The organism is Burkholderia sp. MSMB2157WGS, assembly GCF_001532755.1.
Taxonomy (GTDB): Bacteria; Pseudomonadota; Gammaproteobacteria; order Burkholderiales; family Burkholderiaceae; genus Burkholderia.
In genome coordinates this window covers 388628-406804 of the sequence record NZ_LPJG01000011.1, presented here as the reverse complement: position 1 = coordinate 406804, position 18177 = coordinate 388628, and the positions used below count along the sequence as shown (strand labels likewise).

15 protein-coding genes are annotated in these 18177 nt (G+C 64.1%); 8 read left to right on the top strand and 7 right to left on the bottom strand.

Annotated features, from left to right (window positions below; translation table 11 throughout):
- Positions 1 to 7: 7 nt before the first annotated feature.
- Positions 8 to 1477, bottom strand: coding sequence for a glucose-6-phosphate dehydrogenase (gene zwf / locus WT53_RS06570; protein WP_034206650.1), 1470 nt, complete (start codon positions 1475 to 1477; stop codon positions 8 to 10).
- Positions 1478 to 1904: 427 nt separating this feature from the next.
- Here zwf and WT53_RS06565 point away from each other — a divergent pair, with 427 nt between their 5' ends.
- The 4 genes from WT53_RS06565 (at position 1905) to WT53_RS06550 (ending at position 6307) form a co-directional block, all read left to right on the top strand.
- Positions 1905 to 3152: an ABC transporter substrate-binding protein gene (locus WT53_RS06565; RefSeq protein ID WP_034206651.1), complete on the top strand. Its 1248-nt coding sequence runs from the start codon at positions 1905 to 1907 to the stop codon at positions 3150 to 3152.
- A 138-nt stretch (positions 3153 to 3290) separates the two neighbouring features.
- The gene (locus WT53_RS06560; protein ID WP_034206652.1) at positions 3291 to 4229 is read left to right on the top strand and encodes a carbohydrate ABC transporter permease; all 939 of its coding nucleotides are present in this window, start codon (positions 3291 to 3293) and stop codon (positions 4227 to 4229) included.
- Entirely contained in the window at positions 4219 to 5076 is an 858-nt protein-coding gene (locus WT53_RS06555) for a carbohydrate ABC transporter permease (protein WP_034206653.1), read from the top strand. Before WT53_RS06560 ends, WT53_RS06555 begins: the two co-directional genes overlap by 11 nt.
- A gap of 112 nt (positions 5077 to 5188) precedes the next feature.
- The gene (locus WT53_RS06550; protein WP_059824288.1) at positions 5189 to 6307 is read left to right on the top strand and encodes an ABC transporter ATP-binding protein; all 1119 of its coding nucleotides are present in this window, start codon (positions 5189 to 5191) and stop codon (positions 6305 to 6307) included.
- Between the two features lie 713 nt (positions 6308 to 7020).
- Here WT53_RS06550 and WT53_RS31970 read toward each other — a convergent pair.
- The 5 genes from WT53_RS31970 to trxB form a co-directional block, all read right to left on the bottom strand.
- Positions 7021 to 8178: a JmjC domain-containing protein gene (locus WT53_RS31970; RefSeq protein WP_080747741.1), complete on the bottom strand. Its 1158-nt coding sequence runs from the start codon at positions 8176 to 8178 to the stop codon at positions 7021 to 7023.
- Positions 8179 to 8223: 45 nt separating this feature from the next.
- Positions 8224 to 8490, bottom strand: a complete 267-nt coding sequence (locus WT53_RS06540; protein WP_052100255.1) for a hypothetical protein — start codon at positions 8488 to 8490, stop codon at positions 8224 to 8226.
- Between the two features lie 272 nt (positions 8491 to 8762).
- Entirely contained in the window at positions 8763 to 9386 is a 624-nt protein-coding gene (locus WT53_RS06535) for a trimeric intracellular cation channel family protein (protein ID WP_060258883.1), read from the bottom strand.
- Complete coding sequence (locus WT53_RS06530; protein ID WP_059824284.1) at positions 9373 to 10152, bottom strand: Smr/MutS family protein; 780 nt, start codon at positions 10150 to 10152, stop codon at positions 9373 to 9375. Before WT53_RS06530 ends, WT53_RS06535 begins: the two co-directional genes overlap by 14 nt.
- A gap of 136 nt (positions 10153 to 10288) precedes the next feature.
- The gene (gene trxB / locus WT53_RS06525) at positions 10289 to 11251 is read right to left on the bottom strand and encodes a thioredoxin-disulfide reductase (RefSeq protein ID WP_034206657.1); all 963 of its coding nucleotides are present in this window, start codon (positions 11249 to 11251) and stop codon (positions 10289 to 10291) included.
- 422 nt (positions 11252 to 11673) lie between these two features.
- On the opposite strand from trxB, the gene WT53_RS06520 reads away from it, so the two are divergent.
- The 3 genes from WT53_RS06520 to WT53_RS06510 all read left to right on the top strand — a co-directional run bounded on the left by WT53_RS06520 (position 11674) and on the right by WT53_RS06510 (position 16253).
- Positions 11674 to 13983 (top strand): DNA translocase FtsK, encoded by a 2310-nt coding sequence (locus WT53_RS06520; protein ID WP_034206658.1) that lies wholly within the window; start codon positions 11674 to 11676, stop codon positions 13981 to 13983.
- Between the two features lie 37 nt (positions 13984 to 14020).
- Positions 14021 to 14710, top strand: a complete 690-nt coding sequence (lolA, locus tag WT53_RS06515) for an outer membrane lipoprotein chaperone LolA (protein WP_034206659.1) — start codon at positions 14021 to 14023, stop codon at positions 14708 to 14710.
- Between the two features lie 232 nt (positions 14711 to 14942).
- On the top strand, positions 14943 to 16253 hold the full coding sequence (locus WT53_RS06510; protein ID WP_060258878.1) for a replication-associated recombination protein A: 1311 nt from the start codon (positions 14943 to 14945) through the stop codon (positions 16251 to 16253).
- Between the two features lie 43 nt (positions 16254 to 16296).
- Here the strand turns inward: WT53_RS06510 and WT53_RS06505 are convergent, their stop codons facing one another.
- On the bottom strand, positions 16297 to 16569 hold the full coding sequence (locus WT53_RS06505) for a DUF2164 domain-containing protein (protein WP_059499917.1): 273 nt from the start codon (positions 16567 to 16569) through the stop codon (positions 16297 to 16299).
- Between the two features lie 248 nt (positions 16570 to 16817).
- On the opposite strand from WT53_RS06505, the gene serS reads away from it, so the two are divergent.
- The gene (gene serS, locus WT53_RS06500) at positions 16818 to 18119 is read left to right on the top strand and encodes a serine--tRNA ligase (RefSeq protein ID WP_034206662.1); all 1302 of its coding nucleotides are present in this window, start codon (positions 16818 to 16820) and stop codon (positions 18117 to 18119) included.
- Positions 18120 to 18177: the final 58 nt, after the last annotated feature.

Sequence of the window (18177 nt, the reverse complement as noted above, 5' to 3'; positions counted from 1 at the left end):
GGTTGCATCAGTTTTCTTCTTCGAGCCAGCAGGTGTCGTGCTGCGCGAGCATCGCGCTCGACGCGGCCGGCCCCCATGTGCCCGCCGCGTACGGCTTCGGCGGTTTCAGCGTGCGCGCCCATTCGTTCAGGATCGGCTCGACCCACTGCCATGCGGCTTCCTGTTCGTCGCGACGCACGAACAGGGCGAGCCGGCCGTTGATCACGTCGAGCAGCAGGCGCTGGTACGCCTCCATCTGCCCTTCCTTGAAGAACTGGTCGAACGCGAGGTCGAGATGCACGCTCGCGAGATTCATCCCTTCGCCCGGCTGCTTCGCGAGGCAGTACAGGCGGATCGTCTCGTTCGGCTGCAGCCGGATCACGAGACGGTTCGCGCCGGGGCGCAGCGCGGAGGCCCCGAGCGCCGAGTGCGGCACCGGGCGGAAGTTGACGACGATCTCCGCGACGCGGTCGGCCAGACGCTTGCCGGTGCGCAGGAAGAACGGCACGCCGGCCCAGCGCCAGTTCTCGATCTCGACCTTCAGCGCGACGAAGGTTTCGGTCTGGCTGTCGGGCTTCACGCCCGGCTCGGTCGCGTAGGCCGGCACCTGCACGCCCTTGATCACGCCCGCATGATACTGGCCGCGCACCGCGACCTTGCCGATGTCGCGCGGATCGACCGGCTTCAGCGCACGCAGCACGCGCAGCTTCTCGTCGCGCACCGAGTCGGAATCCATCGAGTGCGGCGGCTCCATCGCGACGATCGACAGCAACTGCAGCAGGTGGTTCTGCACCATGTCGCGCAGCGCGCCCGTATTGTCGTAGAAATCGCCGCGCGCCTCGACGCCGAGCTCCTCGGCGATCGTGATCTGGATGCTCTCGACCCATTCGCGGCGCCACAGCGGCTCGAACAGCGCATTGCCGAAGCGCAGCGCGAGCAGGTTCTGTACCGGCTCCTTGCCGAGATAGTGGTCGATCCGGTAGATCTGGCCTTCCGCGAAGATCTCGCCGACCGCGTCGTTGATCGCGTTCGACGACTTCAGGTCGTAGCCGAGCGGCTTCTCGAGCACGATGCGCGAACCTTCGTTCAGGCCGACCGACGCGAGCGCCTTGCAGATCGGCACGAACAGCGACGGGCCCGTCGCGAGGTAGAACACGCGAATGCCGGGCAGATGCGCGATCGCGTCGCGCAGCACGCCGTAGTCCTCCGCGCGGCCGAGGTCAAGGTTCACGTATTCGATGCGCTCGAGGAAGGACTTCCACGCGCTTTCGTCGAATGCGCCGCCGGCTGCCTTCGCCGCATGCGGTTTCACGTGCGTGTCGACCCACTCGAGATAGTGGGCCCGGTCCGATTCGTGTCGCGCGACGGCGATGATCCGGCCGCCTTCCGCGAGCATGTTGCCGCGGTGCGCTTCGAACAGCGCGGGCAGGATCTTGCGCATCGACAGGTCGCCGGTGCCGCCGAAAAGTACGAAGGTAAAGCTGGAATCGGTATGCATGTGTCTCCGCCGTGTTGGGGTGCTCGGAAGCGATCCGTAGTGCGATAAAAATATTTTTGACACTGAATTGTAGTTTAACTACAATCCGCCGCAAGGGGTAGCACCTGGGTGAAGAAAAAAAGAAGTGCGGTCGATGAGCTGCGCGAGCTTCGCTTCCGGGAACGCCTTGTGCCGAATGTTATCGGACATTGACGGAGCGCATCGTCCGCGCGCCGTCGAGCCCCGGGCTCGTGCCGCATCGCGGCGGGCCAGAAACACAAAGAGGAGACACGCCGTTGAATCTCGATTCACGCTTTCTGTAAGAGCCCGGCCGGTCATCGGCCCGTACGCTGCAGGCGTCCCGCGGCTCGATTTCCCCGTCGTTATCAAGAAGCCGGTTCCCGGTCAGGGAACTTCACGAGTTGATTCAGTCTGGAGGAGATAAGTAATGAAAGTTCGCTCGATCATGGGCGCGCTCTGCGCCGCAGGCCTGATGGCTGGCGCCGTGGCGGCGCAGGCAGCCGAAAACGTAACCGTGCTGCACTGGTGGACCTCGGGCGGCGAGTCGAAGGCCGTCGGCGTGCTGAAGGACGACCTGCAGAAGCAGGGCTACGTGTGGAAGGACTTCGCGGTCGCGGGCGGCGCCGGCGCCGCGGCGATGACCGCGCTGAAGACCAAGGTGATCAGCGGCGACTCCCCGTCGGCCGCGCAGATCAAGGGCCCGCTGATCCAGGACTGGGCCGACCAGGGCGTGCTCGTCAACATCGATTCGGCCGCCGGCGACTGGAAGCAGAACCTGCCGCCGGAAATCGACAAGATCATCAAGTACAAGGGTCACACCGTCGCCGCGCCGTTCTCGGTGCACCGCGTCAACTGGCTCTACATCAACAAGGCCGCGCTCGACAAGGTCGGCGCGAAGGTGCCGACCACCTGGCCCGAATTCTTCGCGGTGGCCGACAAGCTGAAGGCCGCGGGCATCCAGCCGATCGCGATGGGCGGCCAGCCGTGGCAGGACCTGACGCTGTGGGAAGACGTCGTGCTGTCGCAGGGCCCGGCGTTCTACAAGAAGGCGCTGGTCGATCTCGACCAGGCCACGCTGACGTCGCCGCAGATGCTGTCGGTATTCGACACGGTGCGCAAGATCCAGGGCTACTTCGATACCGGCCGTAACGGCCGCGACTGGAACCTCGCGACCGCGATGGTCATCAACGGCAAGGCCGGCATGCAGTTCATGGGCGACTGGGCGAAGGGCGAGTTCGAGAACGCCGGCAAGAAGGCGGGCAAGGACTATATCTGCGCGCCGGTGCCGGGCACCGCGAATTCGTACACGTTCAACGTCGATTCGTTCGTGTTCTTCCAGCAGAAGGGCGAGAAGAACGCGACGCCGGGCCAGCTCGCGCTCGCGAAGACGATCATGACGCCGGACTTCCAGGAGCAGTTCAGCCTGCTGAAGGGCTCGGTGCCGGTGCGTCTCGGCGTGAAGATGGACAAGTTCGACGACTGCGCGAAGAAGTCGTATGCCGACGAGCAGACCGCGATCAAGTCGGGCGGCTTCGTGCCGTCGCTCGCGCACGGCATGGCGCAAGGCGACGCGACCGCCGGCGCGATCACCGACGTCGTGACGAAGTTCATGAACTCGCAGCAGGATTCGAAGAGCGCGGTCGCCGCGCTCGCGAAGGCCGCGAAGGTCAAGTAACGCGCGCCAGGCGCCCGGCCGGAAACGCTTCATCGGCCGGGCGTTTTTGCATGTGCAGCAAACGGGCTCGCCCGCGGGCTCGTGCCGTACCCGGCGCCGGCCCGGCCTGCGCCGCCCTCGTTCCAGGAGTCGAATCAAGTGGCTGCCCCTCTTAGCGGAAACGGATCCGGCGCTGCCGCCGCACGGCGTACGTCGCCGATGTCGGCCTTCGCCGATCGCTGGATCCCGAAGCTCGTGCTCGCGCCGAGCGTCGCGATCGCCGTGGTGTTCATCTACGGCTTCATCCTGATTACCGGCTATCTGTCGCTGACCAACTCGCGGCTGTTGCCCAACTACGAATTCGACGGCTTCGACCGTTACACGGACCTGTTCCAGAACGACGTGTGGTGGACTTCCGCCGCGAACCTCGGCTGGTTCGGGATTCCGTTCATCGCGATCTGCGTCGGGCTCGGGCTGTTCCTCGCGATCCTGCTCGATCAGCGGATCCGCAACGAAGGCGCGCTGCGCGCGATCTTCCTGTACCCGATGGCGCTGTCGTTCATCGTCACCGGCACCGCGTGGCAGTGGATCCTGAACCCGGGCCTCGGCCTCGAGAAGGTGATGCACGACTGGGGCTGGACGAGCTTTTCGTTCGGCTGGCTCGACGATCCGGACAAGGCGATCTTCTGCGTGGTGATCGCGGCCGTGTGGCAGTCGACCGGCTTCGTGATGGCGCTGTTCCTCGCGGGGCTGCGCGGCGTCGACGGCGAGATCTTCAAGGCCGCGCAGGTCGACGGCGCGACGCTGCCGACCATCTACCGCAAGATCGTGATCCCGAGCATGCGCCCGGTGTTCTTCTCGGTGCTGCTGATCCTCTGCCACATCACGATCAAGACCTTCGACCTCGTCGTCGCGCTGACGGCAGGCGGCCCGGGCACGTCGTCGTCGCTGCCGGCGATGTTCATGTACACGTTTTCGTTCAACCGCGGCCAGCTGGGCCTGGGCGCGGCGTCCTCGGTGATGATGCTCGCGACCGTGGTCGCGGTGCTGGTGCCGCTGATGTATATGGAATCGAGGAGCACCCGCAATGCAGCCTAAGATGACGATCAGCCGGGCGGTGATCTATGCGGCGCTGATCCTGTTCGCGCTGTATTTCCTGTTCCCGATCTACGTGATGCTGTCGACGTCGTTCAAGGACCTCGACCAGCTGCGCACCGGCAACCTGCTGACGCCGCCGTCGCACTGGACCGTCGATCCGTGGGTGAAGGCGTGGAGCGGCGCGTGTACCGGCGTGCGCTGCGACGGGATGAAGCCGTTCTTCCTGAACTCGCTGCAGATGGTGATTCCGGCCGTGCTGATCTCGTCGCTGATCGGCGCGTTCAACGGCTACGTGCTCACCCACTGGCGCTTTCGCGGCGCGGATGCGCTGTTCACGATGATGCTGGTCGGCTGCTTCATCCCGTTTCAGGTGATCCTGCTGCCGATGGCGCGCCTGCAGGGGATGCTCGGTCTCGCCAATACGATTCCGGGCCTCGTGTTCGTGCACGTCGTGTACGGGATCGCGTTCACGACGATGTTCTTCCGCAACTTCTACGTGAGCGTGCCGGCCGAACTCGTGAAGGCCGCGCGCATCGACGGCGCGGGTTTCTTCACGATCTTCACGAAGATCCTGCTGCCGGTGTCGCTGCCGATCTTCATGGTGTGCCTGATCTGGCAATTCACGCAGATCTGGAACGACTTCCTGTTCGGGATCGTGTTCTCCGGCGTCGACTCGATGCCGATCACGGTGGCGCTGAACAACCTCGTCAACACGTCGACGGGCGTGAAGGAATACAACGTCGACATGGCCGGCGCGATCATCGCCGCGCTGCCGACGCTGCTCGTCTACATCGTCGCCGGCCGCTACTTCGTGCGCGGGCTGACGGCGGGCGCGGTGAAGGGGTAAGCGCGGCTTTATCCGATACGACGAACCGGCCGCGCAGGACGCGCGGCGCATCGAAACGAACCCGACGCGGCGCCGGAGCGCGCCGCGCGAGACGAGACAGAGGATTCACAGCATGGCAAGCCTTTCCATCCGTGACGTGTACAAGACCTACCCGAACGGGGTGCCGGTCCTGAAGGGTGTCGACATCGAGATCGAGGACGGACAATTCCTGATCCTGGTCGGCGGGTCGGGCTGCGGGAAGTCGACGCTGCTCAACATGATCGCCGGCCTCGAGACCGTGACGAGCGGCGAGATCTGCATCGACGGCAAGGTCGTCAACGACCTGTCGCCGAAGGATCGCGACATCGCGATGGTGTTCCAGTCGTACGCGCTGTATCCGTCGATGACGGTGCGCGAGAACATCTCGTTCGGGCTGAACATCCGCAAGGTGCCGAAGAGCGAGCAGCAGCAGATCGTCGAGCGCGTGTCCGCGATGCTGCAGATCCAGCATCTGCTCGATCGCAAGCCGGGCCAGTTGTCGGGCGGCCAGCGCCAGCGCGTCGCGATGGGCCGCGCGCTCGCGCGCGATCCGTCGCTGTTCCTGTTCGACGAACCGCTGTCGAACCTCGACGCGAAGCTGCGCATCGAGATGCGCGCGGAAATCAAGCTGCTGCACCAGCGCCTCGGCACGACGATCGTCTACGTGACGCACGACCAGATCGAGGCGATGACGCTCGGCGATCGCATCGCGGTGATGAAGGACGGCGTGGTCCAGCAGTTCGGCGCGCCGCAGGAGATCTACGATTCGCCGTCGAACCTGTTCGTCGCGGGCTTCATCGGCGCGCCGCCGATGAACTTCATCAACGGCAAGCTGGTCGAGCAGGGCAGCGGGATCGCGCTCGAGATCGACACGGGCCTCGCGCGCAGCGCGCTGATCCTGCCGTTCGACGCGGCGAAGCTGAAGTCGCACGTCGGCCGCGAGGTGATCCTCGGCCTGCGTCCGGAGCGCATCACCGACGCGCGTAACGCGCACAACGGCGAGGCGTCGAACCTGCAGCCGATCGACGTGCGCGTCGACGTGACCGAGCCGACCGGGCCGGACACGCACGTGTTCGCGCAGGTGAACGGCAAGCGGATCGTGAGCCGCGTGCATCCGGCCGCGAACCCGCAGCCGGGGCAGACGCAGTCGCTGCTGTTCGACGTGTCGAAGGCGGTGCTGTTCGATCCGGCGTCGGAAGAGCGGATCGCGTGACGCAGGCACGTCCCGCCGAAAATGCAAAGGGCCGTCCCATGTGACGGCCCTTTGCGTATTTTGCGGAATACACGGCCGCTTACTGCTGCGGCGCGCAATGTTCCGTACGTTGGCAAATGCGCTCCGTGTCTCAAAAAAGCGCGAGAAAACATCTGGTTCCAGCCTGTATTTCTGAAGGGCGTGATGAGAGGGCTTCAAGAGTCCTCGATCACTGAAAAATACCATCTGAAACGATATCAATCGAATTGGCGAAGGTTGCGCCTCGATTTGAGTTCCTCGCGAACCGCGGGGGCAAATATAACTGAACCGAGAATGGAGAGCATGAGCAGGCTCAAGTAGACCGAGGCCGCACTTAGAACCGGTACGGTTAGCATCCTAGATTCTATTGAGAATAGGCCGAACGAAAAGAAGATGGAGAGCAATGCGATGAATGGAACAAATATGGACGCGACGAAGCATTGCCGGTAGCATTTTTTTGTGCGGTCCTCCGAGGTAAGTTCGGCGCTTTCGAGAACGAGGTGAATTTCGTTTTTCGGGATGGATTTGAGTTCTGGAACTATTAGTCGAAGGACGAATAGGAATGGGATCGTCTTCATGGGCGTCTTTTTGGCGTAATCGATGTTTGACCGGGAAGTTTGGTCGAAGCTGGATAGGATAGAGCTGGTCGTGCGAAATGGTTGGAATGATCTCCGATGATAAATCGGCGCGACATATCATTCGGGCATTATTTCAATAATGTCATGATGGCAGAGATCGGTTATTAGTTTTGTGACTTTGTTTCCATCGAAGTCAGGGTAGTGATATTTCAAATTCCCAACTGTGATCCCCGGTTTTTCGATGATTGTTGTAATCAACATCATACTCTGTTCGCTGAGATTGATCTTGGTTCCATTTGCTATGATGTAGCGATTGGCAAGGCCGTGATGTGGTGTCTGCGTTGCAATTCGCAATGAAGTGCTGTCGCTTATTGCATCAATTTGCGTGTTGCCAAAAATGTCGATTGCAAGAGGCGTGTCGATTCGGGTTGCTCCAATGTATTCATCGATGAATTTGGCGTATGATTTTGGGTCCATTATCAAGGAGCTCAAGTCCTTGGTAAGTTCGTCCATTAATTCACTGTCCGGCCTCGGATCGACAAGTGCCTTTCTTGCAGATAAAAAATTTTGCATTTGAGCTACGATCCAGCTCAGATAATCGATCGCATACGCTGGAAAAGTCCCGAGAGCTAGATGAAACGTTCCACCGCCTAGCGGTAGCGGGTTGTGCCACCATCCGCGTGGAATGTACAAAACGTCGCCGGGCTCCAGGACGGTGTCCATATACACCGCCGAGGGGCAAGGATGTAGATGTTCATAGTCTCTGCTTTGTTGGGTGTAGAGAGGTAAGTCTAAAGACGGTTCATACAGAATCCAGCGCTTCCGTCCGATGATCTGTATGGCAAAGACATCGCGGGTATCCCAATGACAACGATATGAGTCCTTCGTCCCGAACGCCGCATATGCGCTACTTACAATCCGCCGTCCGGTGTACTGCGCGATGGCGCGTGAAAATTCATATATTCGCGGCTCATTGGTAATTTTATTCGCGATCAATGTCGCGCCTTTGCGCAGAAGGTCGTATACAACAGGCTTGACCAGCCGGTGTCGCAGCGTTCCGATATCCAGATAGCTCTCGACGTACTCGTGCTTTGGACGAATGCCGTTATATGAAATCTTGAAATCTTTCGAGTCGACATCGCATCTTGAAAAAATTTCGTTTACATCTCTCCAAGAAAAATTCTCGATCGAAGCTGCGCTCCTCATGAGGAGCGGCTGCTTTTCTTGATATTGATTTTTGAATAGGGAAGGTTCGATGCTGAATTGAATGCTCACGAAGTCTCCTTTCGGAAATTTTTATGTCGTGAAGCGTCATTAGTGTTAATGGTAGCTGCAGCCGGAATAATCCGTGCCCGCTGGTTCACGCCCGAATGTACCGCCACTCGCAGAGAACCCTGCACTCGCGGCCACTCCCATTCCAAAACCGACCGCGCCGCCGATCATACCGCCGACGGGGCCCCCGATCACGCCGCCGATGCCGAATCCCGCGACAGCGCCGGCCCAGCCAGTCGCCGCACTCATGGCGATATCACCTGCCCACGTGGCGCCGGAAACGAGATCCAATTCGTTGATGGTCAATTCTCTCATTTGATATTTACCCTCTAAATTATTTAGTTAAATTATTACGAATTGCTTTCTTAGTGTTGCGTAATTGATGATCATTTGCAAGCGGTTTATTTTGAGATATTCGCCTGGGGGGCGTCGGGTTGCATTGATCTTGAGAAGCAACACTGCAAAGGCAACCGATACATTCGAAGGAGCGAAGCGGCATACTGCTCTCGATGCCGCATTCAAGATTCGTATCGAGCGGCGTTCAGCGGTGAATTGTCGAGGTGAGGCACGGCGGCGGGTCGAGCCGCTCAGTGCGGCAACCGCACGTCGAACTTGAACGTCGCGAGCCGGGCGACGAGGATGAAGCCGGTCGCGAACAGCACGCTGTACACCGAGTCGAACTGCAGCCACACGAGCAGCAGGTAGAACCAGCAGCCGACGAACGCGCAGGTCGCGTAGGGCCGTGAATCGCGCAGGATCAGCGGGATGTCGTTGCACAGCACGTCGCGGACGATCCCGCCGACCACGCCGGTAATCACGCCCATCATCACCGCGATGAAGCGCGGCATCTCGGCGTCGAGCGCGATCGCCGTGCCCGAGATGCTGAAGATGCCGAGCCCGATCGCATCGGCGATCAGCAGCAGCCGTTCGGCCGACAGCCGCGACAGCATCCGCAGCACGAACGGCGCGAACAGCGCGAGCACGAAGATCGCGATCACGTAATCGTCGTGCACGACCCAGTAGAACGGCCGGCGCTCGAGCAGGATGTCGCGCAGCGTGCCGCCGCCGAATGCGGTCGCGAGCGCGACGACGAACGTGCCGACCGAGTCGAGGCGGTTCTTGCGCGCCTCGATGAACCCCGAAATCGCGAAGGCCAGCGTGGCGATCGCCTCCAGTACCGCGATCGCGAGCGTCAGCCTAGGATGCGGCACGCGGCCCCCGGTCGGTCGGCGCCGCGTGCGGCTGCAGCAGCACCAGCACCGCGCCCGCGCCGCCGTCGTGGCCGCGGGCCTCGCAGAATGCGATCACTTCTTCCTTCTGCACGAGCCATGCGCGCACCTTGCCCTTCAGCACGGGTTCCTTGCCGATCGAGCCGAGCCCCTTGCCGTGGATCACGCGCAGGCAGCGCAGCCCCTTCTTGCCGGCTTCGCGGATGAATTCGGCGAGCGCATCGCGCGCTTCGTCGCGCCGCATGCCGTGCAGATCGATCTGCGCCTGCACGATCCATGCGCCGCTCCTCAGCTTGCGCACCACCTCGCGGCTGATGCCGGGGCGGTGGTAGTACAGCGATTCGTCGCTGTCGAGCAGCGTCTCCGGATCGAATTCGTCGGACAGCGTCGCGTTCAGCACGGCTTCCTCGTCGCGCTGCGTCTGTTTCGGCACCGGGTCGGGCGGCATGCGGCCGGACGACGCGCGCGGCGGCGCGTTCAGCGGCCGGATCGCGCCGATTTCGTTGCGGAACAGGTTCGCGTCGGCTTCCGCCTTGCGCTCGGCCTTCGCGGCTTCGATGCGCGCGCGTTCGCGACGATCGGCTTCGCCTTGCAGCGACTTGCGCAATGCGCCGAGGCCCGCGAGACCCTGGCCCCGCAACGCGGCCGCATCGGGCGCGGGCGGCGGCGCCTCGGGCGCCGGGGTCACGGGACGGGCAGCGATCTTCCGCTTCGCGGGATCGCTCGGATGGGGCTGGTTCTTCGCCATGATTCGGTAACGGGGCAGGCGCGTTCGGGCGCGCGGGCACAAAAAAAGCCGCTGCGCGGCGGCAGCGGCTTTCCGGTCGAGCCCGCTTCGCGGCAGCGGACGCCATTGTAGCGTCCGGCGCGGCAGCGCTCCCGCCTTACTTCTTGTCGTGCAGGCTTTCGAGGTAGCGCTGCGCGTCGAGCGCGGCCATGCAGCCCGTGCCCGCGCTGGTGATCGCCTGGCGGTACACGTTGTCCTGCACGTCGCCCGCGGCGAACACGCCCGGCACGCTCGTCGACGTCGCGTTGCCTTGCAGGCCGCTCTTCGTCAGGATGTAGCCGTCCTTCATCTCCAGCTGGCCCTGGAACAGGTCGGTGTTCGGCTTGTGGCCGATCGCGACGAACACGCCCTGCACGTGCAGGTCTTCCGTCGCGCCGGTCTTCACGTTCTTGATGCGCAGGCCCGTGACGCCCGACTCCTCGCCCGTCACTTCGTCGAGCACGTGATCCCATTTGATGTCGACGACACCTTCCTTTTGCTTCTCCAGCAGGCGGTCGATCAGGATCGGCTCCGCGCGGAACTTGTCGCGGCGATGGATCACCGTGACCTTCTTCGCGATGCCGGTCAGGTAGAGCGCTTCCTCGACGGCCGTGTTGCCGCCGCCGATCACCGCGACTTCCTGGCCGCGATAGAAGAAGCCGTCGCAGGTCGCGCAGGCCGACACGCCCTTGCCCATGAACGCTTCCTCGGACGGCAGGCCGAGATACTGCGCCGACGCGCCGGTCGCGATGATCAGCGAGTCGCACGTGTATTCGCCCGAGTCGCCGATCAGGCGGATCGGCTGCTCGTGCAGCTTCGCGGTGTGGATGTGGTCGAAGACGATTTCGGTGTTGAAACGCTCGGCATGCTCCTGGAAGCGCGCCATCAGTTCCGGGCCTTGCACGCCCTTCGCGTCCGCCGGCCAGTTTTCGACGTCGGTCGTGGTCATCAGCTGACCGCCCTGCGCGATGCCGGTGATCAGCACCGGCGACAGGTTGGCGCGTGCCGCGTAGACGGCGGCCGTGTAGCCGGCGGGGCCGGAACCGAGAATCAGGACTTTGGCGTGTTTGGGCGTGGACATGTGCGAATCCGTAAAAGGCGGCCGCGGCGGGCGGGGTAGGGCTCGCCGGACGGTCTGGGTTGACCGGGATGCCGTCATAGATGGGTATCAGACGCGCATTATAAAGGCCCCGTTGCTGCGCTGCCGAACGAGAGTTTCAATCGCGACGATAGTGTCTCGCGGGCGGCCGGCGGCGCGGCAAGCAGGTGGGGCGTCAGCGACGACCGGCACCGCCGCATCGGGCGGTGCATTGTCGCAGTCGAGCGCGAGTGACTGGGCGGCTCATGTCGCGCTCGCCCGCGCGGTGTCCCGGTATCCGCTCGATGCGTGATCCCGGCCCTCTTATGTAACCGTCATTTACACTTGGCGGCGCGGTGCAGCGTTTACAATAAGCGCGATCGAACGACAGGCGGGCGCACGGCCCGTCCTCTTTATACGGATTCATGGCAAAAGCTCCTTATTCCGCCCAGGCACAGGCGTTGCCGCACCGGATGTCGAAGCTCCTCACGGAGATCCGCTGGATTCTCCAGGTCGCGCTCTGCGCCTTTCTGGTGATGGCCCTGCTGAGCTACAGCCGGCGCGATCCAAGCTGGACGCACGCCGCCCAGGTCGATCACATCTCGAACTGGGCCGGCCGCGTCGGCGCGTGGACGGCCGACATCATCCTGCTGCTGTTCGGCCTGTCGGCCTACTGGCTGATCGTGCCGCTCGGGCGGCGCATCGCCGTCAACTACCGCCGCATCACGCGCCACGACGCGATTCCCGACGAACCGGAGCGGCCGATCGGCTGGCTGACCGAAATCTTTGCGTTCGTGCTGGTCGTGCTCGCCTGCGACGGCATCGAGGCGCTGCGCATGTGGTCGCTGAAGGTGCAGTTGCCGCGTGCGCCGGGCGGCGTCGTCGGCGAGGCCGTCGCGGGTGCGATGTCGCATGCGTTCGGCTTCACGGGCGGCACGCTGTTGCTGCTGATCGCGCTCGCGATCGGCCTGTCGCTGTATTTCCGCTTCTCGTGGCTGTCGGTCGCCGAGCGGGTCGGCGGCGCGATCCTGTCCGCGGTCAACGTCGCGAAGCTGCGCCGCGAGGCCGAGCGCGACCGCAAGCTCGGCGAGGCCGCGGCGGTGCGGCGCGAAGGCAAGGTCGAGGAGGAGCGCGTGCGCATCGAGGATCACGAGCCCGTGACGATCGTGCCGCCGGTCGTCACGCCCGCGAAGTCCGAGCGCGTCGAGCGCGAGCGCCAGGTGCCGCTGTTCACCGACCTGCCGGGCGATTCGACGCTGCCGCCGGTGTCGCTGCTCGATCCCGCGCCGAAGACGCAGGAAGCGATTTCCGCCGATACGCTCGAGTTCACGTCGCGCCTGATCGAGAAGAAGCTGAAGGACTTCGGCGTCGAGGCGAGCGTCGTCGCCGCGTATCCGGGCCCGGTCGTCACGCGCTACGAGATCGAACCGGCCACCGGCGTGAAGGGCAGCCAGATCGTCAACCTCGCGAAGGATCTCGCGCGTTCGCTGTCGCTCGTGTCGATCCGCGTGGTCGAGACGATCCCCGGCAAGAACTACATGGCGCTCGAGCTGCCGAATCAGCGCCGCCAGACGGTGCACCTGTCCGAGATCATCGGCTCCGAGGTGTATGCGGCCGCGGCGTCGGCGCTGACGCTGAGCCTCGGCAAGGACATCGGCGGCAAGCCGGTGTGCGCGGATCTCGCGAAGATGCCGCATCTGCTGGTGGCCGGTACGACCGGTTCGGGCAAGTCGGTCGGGATCAACGCGATGATCCTGTCGCTGCTGTACAAGGCCACCGCCGAGCAGGTGCGCCTGATCCTGATCGATCCGAAGATGCTCGAAATGAGCGTCTACGAAGGCATTCCGCACCTGCTGTGTCCGGTCGTCACCGACATGCGCCAGGCCGGCCATGCGCTGAACTGGACGGTCGCGGAGATGGAGCGCCGCTACAAGCTGATGAGCAAGCTCGGCGTGCGCAACCTCGCCGGCTACAACAACAAGATCGACGACGCGGCGAAGCGCGAGGAGAAGATCCCGAACCCGTTCAGCCTGACGCCGGACGATCCCGAGCCGCTCGGCCGGCTGCCGAACATCGTCGTCGTGATCGACGAGCTGGCCGACCTGATGATGGTCGTCGGAAAGAAGGTCGAGGAGCTGATCGCGCGGATCGCGCAGAAGGCGCGTGCGGCCGGCATCCACCTGATCCTCGCGACGCAGCGGCCGTCGGTCGACGTGATCACCGGCCTGATCAAGGCGAACGTGCCGACGCGGATCGCGTTCCAGGTGTCGTCGAAGATCGACTCGCGCACGATTCTCGACCAGATGGGCGCCGAATCGCTGCTCGGGATGGGCGACATGCTGTACCTGCCGCCCGGTACCGGGCTGCCCGTGCGCGTGCACGGCGCGTTCGTCGCCGACGACGAAGTGCACCGCGTCGTCGAGAAGCTCAAGGAGCAGGGCGAGCCGAACTACGTCGAGGGTCTGCTCGAAGGCGGCACCGCCGACGGCGACGAGGGCTCGGCCGGCGCGGGAACCGGCGAAGGCGGCGGCGAGTCTGATCCGCTGTACGACCAGGCGGTCGAGATCGTCATCAAGAACCGCCGCGCGTCGATCTCGCTCGTGCAGCGTCATCTGCGGATCGGCTACAACCGCGCGGCGCGGTTGCTCGAGCAGATGGAACAGTCGGGGCTCGTGTCGGCGATGTCGTCGAGCGGCAACCGCGAAATTCTTGTGCCGGCGCGCGATGCGGAATGAGTCCGCGGCGCCGGCCACCCAGGGAGAAAACCGCAATATGCAGCAACATTCGTTCGCCATGTCTCTTCGTTCGACGCGGCGCTGGCTCGGTGCGGCGCTCGCCGGCGCCTCGCTGATGCTCGCGGCGACGCACGCGTTCGCGGGCGGCACCGAGCAACTGAAGGCCTTCGTGTCGCAGGTGCGTTCGGCCAAGGGCGATTTCACGCAGCAGATCGTCAAGGCGCCGGCCAAGGGCGCGAGCGCCGCGCAGGCCGCGCCGAAGCCCACCGACAATTCGAGCGGCACGTTCGTGTTCTCGCGTCCGGGCAAATTCATCTGGACGTATCAGAAGCCGTACCAGCAGGTGCTGCAGGCCGACGGCGACAAGCTGTACGTGTACGACCGCGACCTGAACCAGGTCACCGAGCGCAAGCTGAACGGCGCGCTGGGCGCGAGCCCGGCCGCGATCCTGTTCGGCAGCAACGATCTCGACAAGAACTACACGCTGCGCGACGCCGGCGAGAAGGGCGGCATCGAGTGGCTCGAGATGCTGCCGAAGGCGCAGGACACGCAGTTCCAGCGGATCGGCATCGGCTTCCGCAACGGCACGCTCGCCGCGATGGAGTTGCACGACGTGTTCGGCAACGTGACGCTGCTGACCTTCACGAACATCCAGACGAACCCGCCGCTGAAGGGCGATACATTCAAGTTCGTCGTGCCGAAGGGCGCGGACGTGATCAACGGCTGACGTTCGTTGCGTCGTTTTCCCGACACGGGCCTGCCGGCGACGGCAGGCCCGTGTTGTTTTCAGGCGCGGTTACCGGGCGCGGCGCATGGCGTCCGTACTCTGTGCGGGTACGGAGTACCGGCGCCAGGCGCCATCACTGCCCACCACGCGCGGCGGCATGGTCGCGCGGCTGTCATAATGTCAGGTCCGGCGGCCGGTTCGGCCGCCATCGTTTGATCTGGAGCGAGGGTTCATGTCCGACCTGTTTCAAGTCGAGCCGCGCCGGCCGCTCGCCGAGGCGCTGCGGCCGAAAACGCTCGCCGAGGTGATCGGCCAGACGCATTTGCTGGGCGAAGGCAAGCCGCTGCGGCTCGCGTTCGAATCGGGCAAGCCGCATTCGATGATCCTGTGGGGGCCGCCCGGCGTCGGCAAGACGACGCTCGCGCGGCTCACCGCGCTCGCGTTCGACTGCGAGTTCATCGCGCTGTCCGCGGTGCTCGGCGGCGTGAAGGACATCCGCGAGTCGATGGAGCAGGCGAAGGACACGCTGAACCGCACCGGGCGCCACACGATCCTGTTCGTCGACGAGATCCACCGTTTCAACAAGGGGCAGCAGGATGCGCTGCTGCCGTTCGTCGAGTCGGGCCTCGTGACCTTCATCGGCGCGACGACCGAAAACCCGAGTTTCGAGGTCAATTCGGCGTTGCTGTCGCGTGCGCAGGTGTACGTGCTGAAGTCGCTGAACGACGACGAGATGCGCCAGTTGCTGAAGCGGGCGCAGGACATCGCGCTCGACGGCCTCGCGTTCGACGACAAGGCGATCGATACGCTGGTCGGCTACGCGGACGGCGACGCGCGCCGCTTCCTGAACCTGCTCGAACAGGCGCAGACGGCGGCGGCGTCGGCCGGGGTGGCGACGATCGATGCGGATTTCGTCGGCAGCGCGATGACGCTGAACGCACGGCGCTTCGACAAGGGCGGCGACAACTTCTACGACCAGATTTCGGCGCTGCACAAGTCGGTGCGCGGCTCGAGCCCGGACGGCGCGCTGTACTGGTTCTGCCGGATGCTCGACGGCGGCGCGGATCCGAAGTATCTCGCGCGGCGCATCGTGCGGATGGCATGGGAAGACATCGGCCTGGCCGATCCGCGTGCGTTGCAGGTGGCGAACGACGCCGCCGAAACCTACGAGCGGCTCGGCTCGCCGGAAGGCGAGCTCGCGCTCGGGCAGGCCGTGATCTATCTCGCGTGCGCGGCGAAGAGCAACGCCGGCTACAACGCGTTCAACCAGGCGATGGCGTTCGTGAAGCAGGACAAGTCGCGCGAGGTGCCCGTGCACCTGCGCAACGCGCCGACCAAGCTGATGAAGGAGCTCGGCTACGGTCACGCGTATCGTTACGCGCACGATGAGCCGAACGCGTATGCGGCCGGCGAAAGCTATCTGCCGGAAGGGATGCGCGAGCCGCGCTGGTATCAACCGGTGCCGCGCGGGCTCGAATCGAAGATCGCCGACAAGCTTGCATGGCTGCGCGAGCTCGATCGCGAGGCCGGCAAGAAGGACTGACGGCGCCGCGCGGGCCGCTCCGGCCTGCGCCGCCGCGGAGGCGTCAGCGCTTGTTGCGGCCCGGCGGCTGTTTCTTCCAGTATTCGAACGGCTCTTCGTGGCATTCGATGTCGAGTTCGGCGACCCGCGCATGCAGGCGTTCCTGCGCGTCGGCGATCGCGAGGTTGTAGATCGCCGGCGCGATTTCCTGGACGAAGAAATGCAGCAGCGCGCCGGCCTGGATGTTGCCGATCGGCTCGTCCATGTTTTCTGTGAAATAACGTTGCAGCGACGCGATCGCGCGGTCGCGTAAATCCTTGTCGAGTTCGATGGTCATCGGATTCCTTGGGGCTGTGACGCGGAGCCGGTGCTTCGCCTGATTCGGTTGCCATGCGCCGGCGCGGGCGTGTCGCGATCCGTCATCGCGAGGCGCGCGGCCATTCGCCGGCCGCCGGTGCGGCGGACCGCCAATGCGATACTGCCATGGCCGTCCATTTTGCGGCATCGTCCGTCCGGCCAATGCCGTGGCGGCCGCGGGGTGCGTTAGAATTCCCGTCTTACACAACGATTTTTCCAAGTCCTCCCATGCTCGACATCCAGTTGCTGCGCAAAGACCTCGACGGCGTCGCCAAGCGCCTCGCCGATCGCGGCTACACCCTCGACGTCGCCGCGTTCTCTGCCCTCGAGGCGGAACGCCGCGCGATCCAGACCCACACCGAAGAGCTTCAGGCGCGCCGCAACAGCCTGTCGAAGCAGATCGGCGCGATGAAGGGGAAGGGCGAGGACACGTCGGCCGTGATGGCCGAGGTCGGCGGGATCGGCGACGACATGAAGGCGTCGGAAGCCAAGCTCGGCGAGATCCAGGCGCGCCTGTCCGACCTGATGCTCGGCATGCCGAACGTCGCGCACGAAAGCGTGCCGGTCGGCAAGGACGAAGCCGACAACGTCGAGGTGCGCCGCTGGGGTACGCCGCGCCAGTTCGACTTCGAGGTGAAGGATCACGTCGACGTCGGCACGCCGCTCGGTCTCGATTTCGAGACCGGCGCGAAGCTCGCCGGCGCGCGCTTCACGATGCTGCGCGGCCCGATCGCGCGCCTGCACCGCGCGCTCGCGCAGTTCATGATCGACACGCACACGCAGCAGCACGGCTATACCGAAACGTATACGCCGTACATCGTGAATCCCGAGATCCTGTACGGCACGGGCCAGTTGCCGAAGTTCGCGGACGACATGTTCCGCGTCGAGAAGGGCGGCGCGGAAAACACGGTCACGCAATACCTGATCTCCACGTCCGAGATTTCGCTGACGAACACCGTGCGCGAGTCGATCGTCGACGCATCCGCGCTGCCGATCAAGCTCACCGCGCATTCCCCGTGCTTCCGCTCGGAAGCCGGTTCGTACGGCCGCGACACGCGCGGGATGATCCGTCAGCACCAGTTCGACAAGGTCGAGATGGTGCAGGTCGTCGCGCCGGAAACGTCGTACGCGGCGCTCGACGAGATGGTCGGCCACGCGGAAGCGATCCTGCAGAAGCTCGGCCTGCCGTACCGCGTGATCACGCTGTGCACGGGCGACATGGGCTTTTCGGCCGCGAAGACGTTCGACCTCGAGGTGTGGCTGCCCGCGCAGAACACCTATCGCGAGATCTCGAGCTGCTCGAATACCGAGGCGTTCCAGGCGCGCCGGATGCAGGCGCGGTTCCGCAACGCGCAAGGCAAGCCGGAGCTCGTGCACACGCTGAACGGTTCGGGCCTGGCGGTCGGCCGCACGCTCGTCGCGGTGCTGGAGAACTACCAGAACGCGGACGGCTCGGTCACGGTGCCGGAAGTGCTGCGTCCGTACATGGGCGGTATGGAGCGCATCGACGCGCCGGCACAGGCGTCGTAACGCGGGCCTTCCGAAGCCCCGCAAAAAAATTTGCAGAAGGGGCTTGTCAGCCAAGAAA